The organism is Enterobacter sp. RIT418, assembly GCF_003057745.1.
GTDB lineage: Bacteria > Pseudomonadota > Gammaproteobacteria > Enterobacterales > Enterobacteriaceae > Enterobacter.
On sequence record NZ_QBJD02000014.1, the window covers coordinates 1 to 16388 of the forward strand.

Here is a 16388-nt window from a genome sequence, read left to right on the forward strand (position 1 = left end):
ACTGCCAGGCATCAAACAAGTGAAGAGGCCATCCGGAAGGATGGCCTTTTTGCGTTTTTGCCCCTTCCTGCTTTCCAGAAACTGATCACCTATTCATCCGTATATACGGTAAACTATCCCGGTTTTTGCATCAGGATAGCGTCTATGAATCATTCCCTTAAGCCCTGGAATACCTTTGGCATTCAACAGAATGCTAATCAGATTGTACGTGCCGATAGCGCTCAGCAATTGCTGGATGCCTGGCAAAGCGCAGCAGAAAAAGATGAACCTGTCCTGATCCTCGGCGAGGGAAGTAATGTCTTGTTTCTCGATGATTTTGCGGGCACGGTAATCGTCAATCGCATCATGGGAATTGCTGTTGAAGAGCGGGCAGACAGCTGGCACTTGCACGTTGGGGCCGGGGAGAACTGGCACCGTCTAGTGCAGTTCACCCTGGAAAAAGGCATGCCAGGGCTGGAAAACCTCGCCCTCATTCCTGGCTGCGCGGGATCGTCTCCGATTCAAAATATCGGTGCCTATGGCATCGAACTGAAGCACGTCTGCGAATACGTTGACTGCATTGAGTTAGCAACGGGAAGCGCCCAGCGCTTAACCGCTGAGCAGTGCCGTTTTGGCTATCGTGACAGTATTTTCAAACACGAATATCAGGATCGCTACGTCATTGTGGCCGTTGGCCTGCGCCTGGCGAAACAATGGAACCCGGTCCTGACCTACGGCGATTTAGCCCGTCTCGATCCGGCAACGGTCACCCCTAGTGAAGTGTTTGACTCGGTTTGCCATATGCGAATGACGAAGCTCCCCGATCCGAAAGTGAACGGAAATGCCGGGAGTTTCTTCAAAAACCCGGTTATCAGCGGCGAAGATGCAAAAGCATTTCTTGCTGGCTGGCCGTCGGCTCCGCATTATCCTCAGGCAGATGGCAGCGTGAAGCTGGCTGCGGGATGGCTTATCGATCGGTGCGACTTAAAAGGCACTGCGGTCGGAGGGGCTGCCGTTCACCGTCAGCAGGCGTTGGTACTGATAAATCAACACGATGCGACCAGCCAGGATGTCGTCCAGCTGGCCCATTATGTCCGTCAGCGCGTTGGCGAAAAATTTAACGTCTGGCTAGAGCCAGAAGTACGCTTCATTGGCTGTAAGGGTGAAGTAAACGCCGTGGAGACCATTACGTGAAGGACAATACAATACCCCTGACGCTGATCGGCATTCTTGCAGACGGCGAGTTTCATTCAGGTGAGCAGCTGGGCGAGCGGTTAGGTATGAGCCGCGCTGCGATCAATAAGCATATTCAAACGCTTAGAGACTGGGGCGTCGATGTTTTTACGGTCCCTGGAAAAGGATACAGCCTGCCGGAGCCCATTCAACTGCTGAATGAAGCGCTGATCCGCAGTCAGGTTGTTCAGGGAAAGGTTGCGGTATTGCCCGTCATCGATTCAACCAACCAGTATCTTCTCGATCGTCTCGCCGAGCTAGAATCAGGTGACGCTTGCGTTGCTGAATATCAGCAGGCCGGACGCGGCCGCCGCGGGCGCAGGTGGTTCTCACCGTTCGGTGCTAACCTCTATCTTTCCATGTTCTGGCGTCTTGAGCAGGGCCCGGCCGCGGCTGTTGGGCTGAGCCTGGTGATTGGTATCATCATGGCGGAAGTGCTGCAGGATCTGGGAGCCAAAGACGTACGGGTTAAATGGCCCAACGATCTCTATCTGAAGGATCGCAAGCTGGCGGGCATCCTGGTAGAACTGACGGGAAAAACCGGTGATGCTGCGCAGATCGTAATTGGTGCCGGCCTGAATATGGTGATGCGCAACGTGCAGAGCGAGGTGGTCAATCAGGCCTGGACGAACCTGCAGGAGGCCGGGGTGAAAATAGATCGTAACACCCTCGCGGTGCGGCTGATCAAAGATCTCCGTACGGCGCTCACCCTCTTTGAGCAAGAGGGGCTGGCACCTTTCCTTTCACGCTGGGAAAAGCTGGATAACTTTATTAACCGGCCGGTGAAGCTGCTGATTGGCGAAAAAGAGGTCTACGGCACGTCTCGCGGCATTGATGCGCAGGGGGCCCTGCTGCTTGAGCAGGATGGGGTGATAAAGCCCTGGGTTGGCGGTGAGATTTCACTACGAAGCGCGGAATAAAAAAGGGAGCCACTGGCTCCCTTTTTACTGATTTAAATTCACTGCGGATACGGCACCCAGTCCCCGCCGTTCAGGCGAACGTAAGGTTTATTCTGGTACTGAATCACCACCGCATTAGCGTTTTCGGACACCTCTGCAGTCTGCGGCAGGTTACTGGTGAGCTGATCCCAGTTCACGCTGTCTTCTACGAAAAGCTTCCCATCTACCGCACGTGCTACCAGCTCTGAAATCGCCAGATAGCTGCTTGGCTGCGTAATCTCAATCGGCGCGCCCTGATGCGGGGCTTTCATACCGAAGAACTTAATGCCGGCAGGAACGTTGGTGATCGAAGGGCTTGGGATATCGCGCAGGCCAGACACCTGCATTCTGTCGCCTTTCAGCGCAGCACCATGTTCCGGCACAACCACCACCATGACCTTACGGCCTGATTTTTCCAGCTCGGTAAAGAATGCATCAAGCTCATCGAAGAACTTCTGGGCGCGGACCTTGTAATCGGCGGTTTTGCTCACGCCAGGGAAGTGGTTACCGTCATGCAGCGGCAGTGTGTTATAGAACGTTGCGCTACGCGGGTTATCGTCCTTTCCGGTGGTATCTAACCAGCGCTGCAGCACGGCGGTATCATCGTAAACCGGCGAACCGTCGAAGCCCAGCAGAGGCACAGGTAAACCGGTCTGGTCCATCAGCGCAGCCTGCATACCGCCTTCTTCGCGCACTTCCTTCAGGAAGTTACCGAACTGACCGTTGTGGCCCAGCATCAGGTGCTGCGTGAAGCCCAGTTTCGCCAGGTTATCGAACAGGTAGCACTGATTACCCGCCGGCTGATAGAGGTTTTTATGCGATTGCTGTCCACAGCTCGCTCGCAGCAGGCGGATGGCCGCCGGGCCGCTGTAGGAGGTCGCAGAGTTAAAATCTTTAAACTGAATATCAAAATGCGACCAGAGTGGATGCGACATCAGCCCGGCAGCCTCCACGTCCGCCCAGGACAGGGAGCAAATGTTAATCACCAGCAGTTCAAACGGCTGTGCGTCCGCAGGAAGTGCATCCGGGAATTTGGTCTGACGCTTGTCTTCAGCGGCATAGAAGCTTGAGAGCCAGTTGTTCAGGTTTGCCGACGTCGGCGGTGCCGTTTGTGCCGGGATATCGCCCACCACAGGCGTATCGCCTGCAGTAGCAACCGTCGCCGCAGCAGAGCCGCCCGTCGTCGTAACGGTCGTTGTTGGCTGACCGGCTGGCCACAGAGAGAAGCTTGGGCCTGCCAGCGTAAGCACGTTCAGCCAGACCAGAATAGCCACCACAAACACGGTGACGCGCACCCACTGGGCGAGGAAAAGCCAGGCAACCAGCAGCACGAAGACCGCGCCGATCATCTGCCAGTTAATGAAGCGCTGGGTTAAATCAAGGATGTAGTCAGCGCTAAAGCCGGCAACCTGCGATCCCTGGCTCATGATGCTATCCGGGCCGGGCAGCCAGGTATCATGCCAGAACAGCGCAAACCCGATTGGAATGGCAACCCAGTGGCGGATGCGGTGGAGCCTGAGGCTGGGAATGGGCATCAGCAGGAATGCCATAAACACCAGGTTAGCCAGCGGATGGAAGTTAAGATAGCCCGCCCACAGCAGCCCAAACTTCACCAGGAAGTAAAAATTCCAGCCGGAAAGGCCGCGCCAGTATTGCCACAGCGGTGAGGGAGCCGACGTGGTATAGGAAGAGTTAGTCATGTTTTCGGGTTGCCTTGACTTGCGGAGCTCGTGTCAGTGTTCCGGCTGGTTTAACGTAGCGAGGTTTTACAAATAACATTCTGGCTGTATCGCGAAGACGGCGAAGCGAATGGCGCGCATAGTAGCCAAGCGGGAAAAAAATTAGTGCACAAAGGATGACCAGCTGAATGATATCGCTGATGTTCATGATGAGGCACCCTCTTGATTTTCAGATAATAAACGAAGCGGTTCCGGAACCCGACGCCAGATGTGTCCATCATGCCTGGCGTTGAGAACAGGCTTGGCATCGCTCGTTATTGGAAGGGGTTTCGCCCACTGCTCGGGGGTAAGAGAACGCATTTGCGTGACTTCCGCACCGATCAGGTTATCTTCAAACCAAATCATGCGGTTAGAAAAAATATCTCCGGTCGGCAGCGGGAAAATATGGTTGAGTGCCGTATCGAGATCGTTAACCCGGCAGAAGGACAGGAACAGCACCAGACGGTTGTCGCCAATCGTCATAATATCGCCGGTACGGTTTGGGCGGCACAGCGTTAGCGCCTGCTCAACGCGAATCCCGGGAACGGGACGCAGGGCGACCATCACGCCTTTACCGTCGGCCGGCAGCAGCGTGTTGTTCATCATATTGCTGACCGCATCGCAGAAGGTGTCCCATTTCTGGTATCCACGGAGCTTCATCGGCTGGGTCATGGAGAGCAGCGTGGAAATATCTTCCGGTACGTGGCGGCTAAACTGCTGGCCCTGAATGCTTTCGATAAGCGTCAGGCAGCGCGATAGCGGGGCGTTCCAGGGCACAACCATATTGGCGCCGCATCCCAGCAGCAGCCGTTCGTCAGTAGCCCGCAGGCTGGTGCTGCTTTCTCGCACCACGATTTTTAATGCGCTGCCACGCTGGCGGCGCAGCGTATGAATTTGTCTCGCCAGCGTTTCGATTTGGTTGTTCTGGGCTAAGGCGAAAACGATGGTCGCGGCTTGCGTCGTACGGGCTTCATTAAATAAGGCTTCGTTGTTGTCGAACAATGACCAATTCTCAGAAAGCGCGGGCGCACCTTCCAACACGGCAATGTGGCTAAGAATACGTTTTTCATCGCTGCGCGGCTGAACAACGGTTTCCTCCTGCTGAGCAAGATGCCATTCGCCGGACTCAGAGGTCAGCGTCAGCTGTTGCCGCGCGCTCACGCCCTTTTCGTTGCACCAAAACGCAATATCGTAAAGATAGCTGTCGCTCTGATAGTGAAGGCTTGCCAGGCCATAAAGAGAACGGTATTCAGCCATCAGAAGCGAGAATAACTTGTCATTATTGCTGCCCGGATTGACGACCAAAACCGTGCACTTTCGATTCCTGGCCCACTTATGGAAACTTTCAAGGTAATTGAGTAGTTTCTCAGAAGATATATTCTGCAATGCGTTATTAGCGCATTTAAGAATCAATAAATAGTGATCCGGATCAATGGAGCAATCTATATCGCGCGGCAAAAAGGAAAGATTATCTGCATCCGACGGCATGGTAAATAACCGTACAGTTTGTGGACCTTGTTCACTTTCAAGCGAAACTATCTTATTGGGATCATCACCCATTGTAATGACGGCAACGCGGGAGAGTTTATCCTGCGCGGCGATGGTCTGGTTTACCAGGCGGACAGCTTCCTCGTCCCGGTCTGTATTAATCCACCAGACTCCTCCAACCGGCATGTGGCGCAATTCATCCCATAATGGCTGAATGCCAATAGAAAATATGGAGCCCACGGTGTCCCTCATTTCATCTAATTTATCTGTATCTCAGTTTACTAGCGAAAGCCCAGAAATAAACCTAACATTGAAATTAAAGAACATCAGATTTAGCATGTAAATCGAAATTCGAGGGCAGGATGCCCGGATAGACCTAAACATGCAAAGTTACTCGAAGGGATAGAATAAGAATGCATAATAATGAGCCCGTAACGCCAGTCGATTCCAGCCTGGGGTACACATTCCAAAATGACTTCCTGGCGCTGACGAAGGCCTTTTCGTTACCCGAAATAGACTACACCGATATTTCCCAGCGGGAACAGTTGGCGGCAGCGCTTAAACGCTGGCCGCTATTAGCTGAATTTGCCCAACAACAATAAGGGAGCCATTGATGGCCATACTTGGATTACAGGGCGTGCGTGGCGGAGTGGGAACCACATCCGTTACTGCGGCGCTGGCGTGGTCATTACAGCTATTAGGTGAATCGGTGCTGGTTATTGATGCCAGCTCCGATAATTTGTTGCGTATGTCTTTTAACGTCGATTTTACCCGCACAGAGGGCTGGGCGCGCGCGCTGCTTGATGACAAAGACTGGCGTGATGCGGGTATGCGCTACACCTCTCAGCTCGATTTACTGCCTTTCGGTCAGCTGACTGAAACGGAACGTGGAAATGAAGCGGCGTATCAGCGCCTGTTTTCCCAGTTTGTGACCGCGCTGCAAAGCCTGAAGGCGCAGGGCCACTACAAATGGATTTTGCTGGATTTGCCGCACGGCGCGGCATCGCTGACGCGTCAGCTCATGGCGCAATGCGATCGTGTGCTCTCTATTGTGAACGTGGATGCGAACTGCCATATCCGCCTTCACCAGCAGGCGTTGCCCGACAACGCCCAAATTCTGATTAATGATTTACGTATCGGCAGCCAAATTCAGGACGATCTCTACCAGGTCTGGCTGCAAAGCCAGCGTCGCCTGCTGCCAATCGTTATCCATCGTGATGAGGCGATGGCGGAATGTCTCGCTTCTAAACAGCCTGTTGGCGAATACCGTAGCGATTCCCTCGCGGCAGAGGAGATCCTGACGCTGGCGAACTGGTGTCTTCTGCATTACGCAGGGTACCGGGAGTCTGCCGGGAGCGCGGTATGAGCCGCTTGTCTACCTGGCTGCTTATTCCTCCAGTCAGCGCGCGCTTAAGCGAGCGCTATCGGCACTATCGTCGACACGGCGCATCGGCAGTCGGGGCCGCGCTCGGCTGTTTCTGGATGATTTTGGCCTGGACGTTCATTCCGCTCGAACACCCTCGCTGGCAGCGCATTCGGGCACGGCACAGCGAGCTTTACCCGCACATCAATCCGGACAGGCCGAGGCCGTTAGATCCCGCGCGCTACTTTATTCAGGCCGTCTGGCTGGCGGCAACCTCGCCGCGAACCGAAGAGAAGAAACCGCGCTGGCGCAGCGTTGACCGCCTGCAAAACCTACGTGAACGCTACCATCAGTGGCTGGACAGCCTGCCCGAACGCGTGGGCGACAGGACCAGCCATCTGGACGATCACAAAGAGCTCGGGCACCTGCACCCGGGCTTGCGGCGTTTTATTCTCGGCGTGATTGTGGTGTTCTCGCTTATCCTGGCGCTGGTCTGCGTTACGCAGCCCTTCAACCCGCTGGCGCAGTTCACCTTCCTGATCCTGCTGTGGGGCGTCGCGCTGCTGGTGCGGCGTATTCCGGGGCGCTTCTCCGCGCTGATGCTGATTGTGCTGTCGCTCACCGTCTCCTGTCGCTACATCTGGTGGCGCTACACCTCGACGCTGAACTGGAACGATCCGGTCAGCCTGGTGTGCGGTCTGGTCCTGCTGTTTGCGGAAACTTACGCGTGGATTGTGCTGGTACTGGGCTATTTCCAGGTTATCTGGCCGCTGAATCGTCAGCCCGTGCCGTTGCCAAAAGATACCGCCCAGTGGCCTTCAGTCGATCTCTTCGTGCCAACCTATAACGAAGATCTGAGCGTCGTGAAAAATACGATTTACGCGGCGCTCGGCATCGACTGGCCAAAAGATAAGCTCAAAATCTGGATCCTTGACGACGGTGGCCGCGCGGAGTTCCGCCAGTTTGCGCAGGATGTGGGGGTTGAGTACATTGCCCGCACCACGCATGAGCACGCGAAGGCCGGTAACATCAACAACGCGCTGAAATATGCCACCGGCGAGTTTGTCTCCATTTTCGACTGTGACCACGTGCCAACGCGCTCATTCCTGCAGATGACGATGGGCTGGTTCCTGAAAGAGAAAGAGCTGGCGATGATGCAGACGCCGCACCACTTCTTCTCGCCGGACCCGTTCGAGCGTAACCTGGGGCGTTTTCGCAAAACGCCAAACGAAGGCACGCTGTTCTATGGCCTGGTGCAGGACGGAAACGACATGTGGGACGCCACGTTCTTCTGCGGCTCCTGCGCGGTGATTCGCCGCAAACCGCTGGATGAAATTGGCGGTATCGCCGTTGAAACCGTGACCGAAGATGCCCACACCTCGCTGCGCTTGCACCGTCTTGGCTATACCTCCGCCTATATGCGTATTCCGCAGGCGGCGGGCCTGGCAACGGAATCACTCTCCGCGCACATTGGCCAGCGCATTCGCTGGGCGCGCGGCATGGTGCAAATCTTCCGCCTGGATAACCCGCTGATGGGCAAAGGGCTGAAGCTGGCGCAGCGCCTGTGCTACGTCAACGCCATGTTCCACTTCTTGTCCGGCATTCCACGGTTAATCTTCCTGACCGCGCCGCTGGCGTTCCTGCTTCTTCACGCTTACATCATCTACGCGCCCGCGCTGATGATCGCCCTGTTCGTGCTGCCGCACATGATCCACGCCAGCCTGACGAACTCGAAGATTCAGGGCAAATATCGCCATTCGTTCTGGAGTGAAATTTACGAAACCGTGCTGGCCTGGTATATCGCCCCGCCAACGATGGTCGCGCTGATCAACCCGCACAAAGGCAAGTTTAACGTCACCGCGAAAGGCGGGCTGGTGGAGGAAGAATACGTCGACTGGGTGATTTCCCGCCCGTATATCTTCCTCGTGCTGCTCAATATCGTGGGGGTGATCGTCGGCATCTGGCGCTACTTCTATGGCCCGGAAAACGAGGTCCTGACCGTGTTCGTCAGTATGGCGTGGGTCTTCTACAACCTGATTATCCTCGGCGGCGCGGTGGCTGTGTCGGTAGAAAGCAAGCAGGTTCGCCGCGCGCATCGCGTTGAAATCTGCATGCCAGCGGCGATTGCCCGAGAAGATGGTCATCTCTTCTCCTGCACCGTTCACGACTTCTCCGACGGCGGCCTGGGGATCAAAATCAACGGTCAGGGGAAGGTGCTTGAAGGGCAGAAAGTGAATCTACTGCTCAAGCGCGGTCAGCAGGAATATGTTTTCCCGACGCAGGTCGTGCGCGTGCTGGGCAATGAAGTGGGTCTGCAGCTGATGCCGCTGACCAAAAAGCAACACATCGATTTCGTGCAGTGTACGTTCGCCCGTGCGGATACGTGGGCGCTTTGGCAGGACAGCTTCCCGGAAGATAAACCTCTGGAAAGCCTGCTGGATATTCTGAAGCTGGGGTTCCGTGGCTATCGTCACCTTGCAGAATTTGCCCCGTCGTCGGTGAAATTAATTTTCCGGTCTCTTACTTCGCTGGTTTCCTGGGTCGTGTCGTTTATTCCTCGTCGGCCCGAGCGGGAAGCGGTGAAGCAGGCGGACCCGGTTATGGCTCAACAATGATGATAACGCGATGAAAACAAAACTTTCCTGGTTATGTGCAGTGGCAATGGGGATGAGTGCGCTTCCCGCAACAATGGCGAACGCCGCGCCTGATAATGCAGCCGCGACGCCTGCGCCAACGGTACCTGTGGTCGCACAAGCGACCGATCCGGTCATCACGGCAGCGTCCGGTCAAACGGAGAACGTTGTGCCCAACCAGCCGGTAGAGGGCAACACGCTGCCCGCCGAGCAGAACGGAACGCAGATTGTCGGGCAGGTGATGCCCGGCGTGCAGGGCGCCAATGCGCCGGTTGCCGTCGAAAATGCGCCATCGCGTGACGTGAAGCTCACCTTCGCGCAGATTGCGCCGCCTCCGGGAAGCATGGTGCTTCGCGGCGTCAACCCTAACGGCGGCGTCGAGTTTGGCATGCGCAGTGACGAAGTCGTCTCGCAGGCCGTTCTGAACCTGGAATACACGCCTTCTCCATCGTTGCTGCCCGTGCAGTCCCAGCTCAAGGTCTACCTGAACGACGAGCTGATGGACGTGCTGCCGGTCACTAAGGAGCAGCTGGGTAAAAAAACGCTGGCGCAGGTGCCGATCAATCCGTTGTTCATCACCGACTTCAACCGCGTTCGCCTTGAATTTGTTGGCCACTACCGCGACGTTTGCGAAAACCCGGCCAGCACCACGCTGTGGATGGACGTGGGGCGCAACTCGTCGTTACAGATGACGTACCAGTCGCTGGCGTTGAAAAACGATCTCTCCGCATTCCCGGTGCCGTTTTTTGACCCGCGCGACAACCGTCAGCTGAACCTGCCGGTGGTATTTGCCGGTTCACCGGATATCACCCAGCAGCTGGCGGCGACAATCGTGACCTCGTGGTTTGGTTCTCGCGCCGCCTGGCGCGGGCAAACCTTCCCGGTGCTGTTTGATAAGCTGCCCGATCGTAACGCCATCGTGTTCGCCACCAACGACAAACGCCCGGCCTTCCTGCGCGACCATCCGAACGTGACCGCGCCGACCGTGGAAATGATGAGCCACCCGGATAACCCGTACGTGAAGCTGCTGGTGGTCTTCGGGCGTGATGATAAAGATCTCGTTCAGGCGGCCAAAGGCATTGCCCAGGGCAACGTACTTTTCCGCGGCAACAGCGTCGTGGTTGATGACGTTAAGCCGCTGCTGGCGCGCAAGCCTTACGACGCGCCAAACTGGGTGCGTACCGACCGCGCGATCACCTTTGGCGAGCTGAAAACCTATGAAGAACAGCTCCAGTCGACGGGGCTTGAGCCTGCGCCGGTCAGCCTGTCGCTTAATCTGCCGCCGGATCTCTATCTGCTGCGCACCAACGGGATCGACATCAATCTGAACTATCGCTACACCGCGCCGGTCACCAAAGACAGCTCGCGCATGGATATCAGCCTGAACAACCAGTTCCTGCAATCGTTCAGCCTGGCCAGCAATCAGGAAACCAACAGGCTCATGCTGCGCCTGCCTGTGCTGCAAGGGCTGCTGGACGGTAAAACCGATGTCTCTATTCCGGCGCTAAAGCTGGGGGCGATTAACCAGCTGCGCTTTGACTTCCAGTACATGAACCCGATGCCTGGCGGCTCAATTGATAACTGCATCACCTTCCAGCCTGTGCAGAACCGCGTGGTCATTGGCGATGATTCAACCATTGACTTCTCGAAGTATTATCACTTCATCGCCATGCCGGATCTGCGGGCGTTTGCCAACGCAAGCTTCCCGTTCAGCCGCATGGCCGATCTGTCCCAGTCCATCGTCGTCATGCCAAAAACGCCTAACGAATCTCAGCTGACAACACTGCTGGATACGATGGGCATCGTGGGTGCGCAGACAGGTTTACCGGCGATCAACGTGACGTTGACCGATGACGGCAGCCAGATCCAGAACAAAGACGCGGATCTGATGGTGATCGGCACGATCCCGGACGCGCTGAAGGATGACAAGCGAATCGATCTGCTGGTGCAGGCCGCCCAGTCCTGGGTTAACACGCCGCTGCGCCAGACCGAGTTCCCGAGCATTATGCCGGACAAAAACGACCGCCAGGCCAGCGCGCAAACGACCGTAACGTCGAAAGCGCCGATGGCCGCGATTGTGGGCTTCCAGTCGCCGTATAACGACCAGCGCAGCGTAGTTGCGCTGCTGGCAGACAGCCCGCGTGGCTATGAGCTGCTCAACAATGCGATGAATGACAGCGGTAAGCGCGCGGCGATGTTCGGCTCCGTCTCCGTGATCCGCGAGTCCGGCGTTAACAGCCTGCGCGTGGGCGATATCTACTACGTGGGCCATCTGCCGTGGTTTGAGCGTCTGTGGTACGCGCTGTCTAACCATCCGGTGCTGCTGGCCGTGCTGGCCGCGATAAGCGTGGTTCTGCTGGCATGGGTGCTGTGGCGCCTGCTGCGCATTATCAGCCGTCGTCGCCTCAATCCGAATCGTGAGTAAGCCGTGATGAACGTTTTTCGCTGGTGCGTATTGGCGGCGTTGATGCTGGCGGCGGGGAATCTCCGCGCCGCCTGCACCTGGCCTGCATGGGATCAATTTAAACAGGACTACATCAGCCAGGACGGGCGGGTTATTGACCCAAGCGACTCGCGCAAAATCACCACGTCTGAAGGGCAAAGCTACGCGCTGTTCTTTGCCCTTGTCGCCAACGATCGCAAAGCGTTTGATGAGGTTTTGGCGTGGACGCGCGATAACCTTGCCGAGGGCGATTTAGCGCAACATCTCCCCGCCTGGCTTTGGGGACAGAAGGATAAACAGAGCTGGGCGGTGATCGACACTAACTCCGCATCTGATGCCGACATCTGGATCGCCTGGTCGCTGCTGGAAGCCGGGCGCCTGTGGAAAAACCCGGACTATACCCGCGTGGGTAAAGCCCTGCTGAGCCGCATCGCGAGTGAAGAGGTGGTGAAAGTGCCCGGGCTGGGATCGATGCTGCTGCCGGGCAGGGTGGGGTTCGCCGAAGAGAATGCGTGGCGCTTCAACCCCAGCTATCTCCCGCCGCAGCTAGCCAACTATTTCACCCGCTACGGCGCGCCATGGAGCACGCTGCGTGAAACCAACCTGCGCCTGCTGCTGGAAACCGCACCGAAGGGGTTCTCTCCGAACTGGGTGCGCTACGTGAAAGGTAAAGGCTGGCAGCTGAAGCAGGATGCGTCGCTGGTGGGCAGCTATGACGCAATTCGTGTCTATCTCTGGGTCGGCATGATGAATGAAAAAGATCCGCAAAAAGCGCGGCTTCTGGCGCGCTTCAAGCCGATGGCGGCGCTGACCGATCGTAACGGCTTGCCGCCGGAAGTCGTTGACGTGGCGACTGGAAAAACGACGGGCAACGGCCCGGTCGGTTTTTCCGCCTCGCTGCTTCCTTTTTTACAAGACAGAGACGCGCAGGCGGTACAGCGTCAGCGCGTCACCGATCATTTTCCCGATAAAAATGCCTACTTCAGCTATGTACTGACGCTCTTTGGGCAAGGCTGGGATCAGCATCGTTTTCGCTTCACCACTAAGGGTGAATTAATACCGGATTGGGGCCAGGAATGCGCAAGTTCACAGTAAGTCTACTCAGTTTATCGCTCGGCCTGGCCCTAATGCCGATGGCCCACGCGGCCAATTCTCCGCAGCAGAAACAGCTGCTGGAGCAGGTTCGTCTGGGCGAGTCGACGCAGCGCGAAGATCTGGTGCGCCAGTCTCTCTATCGGCTTGAACTGATCGACCCAAACAATCCGGACGTCATTGCCGCACGTTTACGCTATCTGCTACGACAGGGCGATAGCTCGGGCGCGCAGAAAGAACTCGATCGCCTGAAGGGCATTGCGCCGAACTCCAGCGCGTATCAGTCGTCGCGCACTACGATGCTGCTCTCCACGCCCGACGGTCGTCAGGCGCTACAGCAGGCCCGACTGCTCGCCACCACCGGGCATACCCAGGAAGCGATTGCCGCTTACGACAAACTGTTCTCCGGAAACCCGCCGAGCGGCGATCTGGCAACGGAATACTGGAGCGCGGTGGCCAAAGCGCCCGCGCGCCGTAATTCGGCCATTGACCAGATGAAAAAAATCAACGCCAGCAGCCCAGGAAACGCGCAGCTGCAGGCGACGCTGGCCCAGCTGCTGTTCCAGGCCGGTCGACGCGACGAAGGGTTTGCGGTGCTCCAGGAGATGGCCAGGTCTAACAACGGCCGCAGCCAGGCGTCCGACATGTGGTATCAGCAGGTTAAAGACTTGCCGGCCAGCAGCGCCAGCGTGAACGCGCTGCAAAAATATCTCAGCGTTTTTAGCGACGGCGATAACGTCACCGCCGCGCGCGCGCAGCTTGCGGAACAGCAAAAGCAGCTTGCCGATCCGACGTTCCGCGCGAAAGCGGAGGGCTTGGCCGCGGTTGATGCCGGGCAGGCGGGTAAAGCGGTGGCGGAACTGCAAAAAGCGGTAAGTGCAAATCATGCCGACAGCGAGGCCGTGGGCGCGCTGGGGCAAGCCTATTCCCAGAAAGGCGATCGCGCCCGCGCGGTAGCCCAGTTTGAGAAGGCCATTGCCCTCGATCCTCAGAGTGACAACCGGGGCAAATGGGACAGCCTGCTCAAGGTCAACCGCTACTGGCTGCTGATCCAGCAGGGTGACGCCGCGCTAAAAGCCAACAACACCGCGCAGGCGGAGCGCTACTACCAGCAGGCGCGCAGCGTTGATAACACCGACAGCTACGCCGTATTAGGCCTGGGAGATGCGGCGGCGGCGCGCAAGGATAACGAGGCGGCGGAGCGTTACTACCGTCAGGCGCTGCGCATGGACAGCGGCAACAGCAACGCCGTGCGCGGGCTGGCTAACGTTTATCGCGCCCAGTCGCCGGAAAAAGCTTCGCAGTTCATTCAGTCGCTTTCGGCCAGCCAGCGTCGCAGCATTGATGATATTGAACGCAGCCTGACCAACGAGCAGCTGGCGGCGCAGGCGGAGCAGCTGGAAAACCAGGGGAAATACGCCCAGGCGGCAGAAATCCAGCGTCGACGTCTGGCGCTTTCGCCCGGCGACGTGTGGATAACCTATCGTCTGTCGCGCGATCTCTACAGCGCGGGCCAGCCTGGGCAGGCCGATAATCTTATGCGCCAGCTCGCCAGCCAAAAACCGGCCGATCCGGAGCAGGTTTATGCCTACGGGCTCTACCTTTCCGGCAGCGATCGGGACCGTGCCGCGCTGGCGCATCTGGATACGCTCCCGCGCGGCCAGTGGAATGGCAATATTCAGGAGCTGGCGGACCGCCTGCAAAGCAACCAGGTGCTGGAGACGGCGAACCGCCTGCGCGACAGCGGTAAAGAGCAGGAGGCCGAAAGCCTGCTTCGCCAGCAGCCGACGTCCACCCGCATTGATTTAACCCTGGCCGACTGGGCGGAACAGCGTGGCGATCACAACGCGGCGAAAACCGCCTATAGCACCGTGCTGCAGCGCGAGCCGCAAAACGAAGACGCGCTGTTGGGGCTGACTGAAGTCTACATTGCTCAGGGCAACAAAGACGCGGCGCGCGCCGAGCTGGCGAAGCTGCCTGCCGCAGAAGGCGGAGAGCCCGTATCGCTTAACATGCAGCGCCGCATCGCGATGGCGCAGGCGGGTCTCGGCGATTCCGCTGCCGCAGAAACCCTCTTCAGCAAGCTGATCCCTCAGGCAAAATCGCAGCCGCCGTCCATGGAGAACGCGCTGGTGCTGCGCGACGCGGCCCGCTTCCTGACGCAAAACGGCCAGCCGCAGCAGGCGCTTGAGACGTATAAAGACGCGATGGTGTCGTCCGGCATTACGACGACGCGCCCGGCGGATAACGACAGCTTTACCCGCCTGACGCGCAACGACGAAAAAGACGACTGGCTGAAGCGCGGCGTGCGCAGCGATGCCGGGGATTTATACCGTCAGCAGGACCTTAACGTGACGCTGCAGCACGACTTCTGGGGCTCCAGCGGTACGGGCGGTTATTCAGACCTGAAGGCGCACACCACGATGCTGCAGGTGGACGCGCCGATGTCCGATGGCCGCATGTTTTTCCGCAGCGACCTGGTGAACATGGACGCCGGTTCTTTTGCGACCACTAACGGGACCTACGATCCGAAATGGGGTACCTGTGCGGAAACGCCGTGTAGCGGCAACACCAGCCAGACGGCCAACGGCGCCAGCGTGGCGGTGGGCTGGCAGAATAAAACCTGGTCGTGGGACATCGGCACCACGCCGATGGGCTTTGACGTGGTGGACGTCGTGGGCGGCGTTAGCTATAGCGGCGATCTCGGCCCCGTTGGATACACCGTGAACGCGCATCGTCGTCCCATTTCCAGCTCCCTGCTGGCGTTTGCCGGACAGAAAGACACTAACACGGGTACGACCTGGGGCGGCGTCCGCGCGACGGGCGGCGGCGTGAGCGTAAGCTACGACAAGGGCGAAGCGAACGGTATTTGGTCAAGCCTTAACGCGGACAGTCTGACCGGGAAAAATGTGGAAGATAACTGGCGCGTGCGCTGGATGACCGGTTACTACTATAAAGTGATCAACAAAAACAACGAACGCCTGACGGTCGGCGTCTCGAATATGCTGTGGCATTACGACAAAGATCTGAGCGCCTATACGCTCGGCCAGGGCGGATATTACAGCCCGCAGGAGTACGTCTCCTTTGCGCTGCCGGTGACCTGGCGTAAGCGTACCGAAAACTGGTCCTGGGAGCTGGGCGGCTCGGCCTCCTGGTCGCATTCCAAAACGAAAGATGTAATGCGCTACCCTGTTCAGGGGCTGATCCCCACCGATGAGCCGGGCCGCTATACCGACAGAGGCGCGATGGAAACCGGCAGCAGCTCGTCCGGGACCGGCTATACCGCTCGGGCGATTATCGAACGCCGCGTGACGTCGAACTGGTTTGTCGGGGCGGGCGTTGATATCCAGCAAGCCAAAGACTACACCCCAAGCCACGCGCTGCTGTATGTCCGTTATTCTGCCGCGGGCTGGCAGGGCGATATGGATTTACCGCCAGAGCCGCTCATACCGTACGCGGACTGGTAATCAGATTTACCTTAATCGATTTGTAAGTCTCTCT

At 57.6% G+C, this 16388-nt stretch carries 11 protein-coding genes; 8 read left to right on the forward strand and 3 right to left on the reverse strand.

All coding sequences use genetic code 11. The features are described 5' to 3' along the window. Positions 1-144: 144 nt before the first annotated feature. Both murB and birA read left to right on the forward strand, forming a co-directional pair. Positions 145-1173, forward strand: a complete 1029-nt coding sequence (gene murB, locus DBY73_RS16075; RefSeq protein WP_112012071.1) for a UDP-N-acetylmuramate dehydrogenase — start codon at positions 145-147, stop codon at positions 1171-1173. Continuing rightward, complete coding sequence (gene birA, locus DBY73_RS16080; protein ID WP_112012072.1) at positions 1170-2132, forward strand: bifunctional biotin--[acetyl-CoA-carboxylase] ligase/biotin operon repressor BirA; 963 nt, start codon at positions 1170-1172, stop codon at positions 2130-2132. The genes murB and birA overlap by 4 nt, the downstream gene beginning before the upstream one ends. Positions 2133-2170: 38 nt before the next feature. On the opposite strand, the gene bcsG is transcribed toward birA, so the two are convergent. From bcsG to bcsE, 3 genes are read right to left on the reverse strand one after another with little or no spacing between them, the layout of a single operon-like run. Next, positions 2171-3850 carry a cellulose biosynthesis protein BcsG gene (gene bcsG / locus DBY73_RS16085; RefSeq protein ID WP_112012073.1) on the reverse strand — a complete coding sequence of 560 codons (1680 nt, stop codon included), beginning with the start codon at positions 3848-3850 and terminating at the stop codon, positions 2171-2173. Next, positions 3843-4037 carry a cellulose biosynthesis protein BcsF gene (gene bcsF / locus DBY73_RS16090; RefSeq protein WP_112012074.1) on the reverse strand — a complete coding sequence of 65 codons (195 nt, stop codon included), beginning with the start codon at positions 4035-4037 and terminating at the stop codon, positions 3843-3845. Before bcsF ends, bcsG begins: the two co-directional genes overlap by 8 nt. Beyond that, complete coding sequence (bcsE, locus tag DBY73_RS16095) at positions 4034-5596, reverse strand: cellulose biosynthesis c-di-GMP-binding protein BcsE (protein ID WP_112012075.1); 1563 nt, start codon at positions 5594-5596, stop codon at positions 4034-4036. The genes bcsF and bcsE overlap by 4 nt, the downstream gene beginning before the upstream one ends. A gap of 173 nt (positions 5597-5769) precedes the next feature. Between bcsE and bcsR the strand changes: the two genes are divergently transcribed. From bcsR to bcsC, 6 genes are read left to right on the forward strand one after another with little or no spacing between them, the layout of a single operon-like run. Further along, positions 5770-5958: a cellulose biosynthesis protein BcsR gene (gene bcsR, locus DBY73_RS16100; protein ID WP_112012076.1), complete on the forward strand. Its 189-nt coding sequence runs from the start codon at positions 5770-5772 to the stop codon at positions 5956-5958. 11 nt (positions 5959-5969) lie between these two features. Further along, positions 5970-6722, forward strand: coding sequence for a cellulose biosynthesis protein BcsQ (gene bcsQ, locus DBY73_RS16105; RefSeq protein ID WP_112012077.1), 753 nt, complete (start codon positions 5970-5972; stop codon positions 6720-6722). Continuing rightward, complete coding sequence (bcsA, locus tag DBY73_RS16110) at positions 6719-9334, forward strand: UDP-forming cellulose synthase catalytic subunit (protein WP_112012078.1); 2616 nt, start codon at positions 6719-6721, stop codon at positions 9332-9334. Before bcsQ ends, bcsA begins: the two co-directional genes overlap by 4 nt. A 10-nt stretch (positions 9335-9344) precedes the next feature. Next, positions 9345-11777: a cellulose biosynthesis cyclic di-GMP-binding regulatory protein BcsB gene (gene bcsB, locus DBY73_RS16115; RefSeq protein ID WP_112012079.1), complete on the forward strand. Its 2433-nt coding sequence runs from the start codon at positions 9345-9347 to the stop codon at positions 11775-11777. Positions 11778-11783: 6 nt separating this feature from the next. Next, complete coding sequence (bcsZ, locus tag DBY73_RS16120; RefSeq protein WP_112012080.1) at positions 11784-12890, forward strand: cellulose synthase complex periplasmic endoglucanase BcsZ; 1107 nt, start codon at positions 11784-11786, stop codon at positions 12888-12890. Next, positions 12872-16354 carry a cellulose synthase complex outer membrane protein BcsC gene (gene bcsC, locus DBY73_RS16125; protein WP_112012081.1) on the forward strand — a complete coding sequence of 1161 codons (3483 nt, stop codon included), beginning with the start codon at positions 12872-12874 and terminating at the stop codon, positions 16352-16354. The genes bcsZ and bcsC overlap by 19 nt, the downstream gene beginning before the upstream one ends. Positions 16355-16388: the final 34 nt, after the last annotated feature.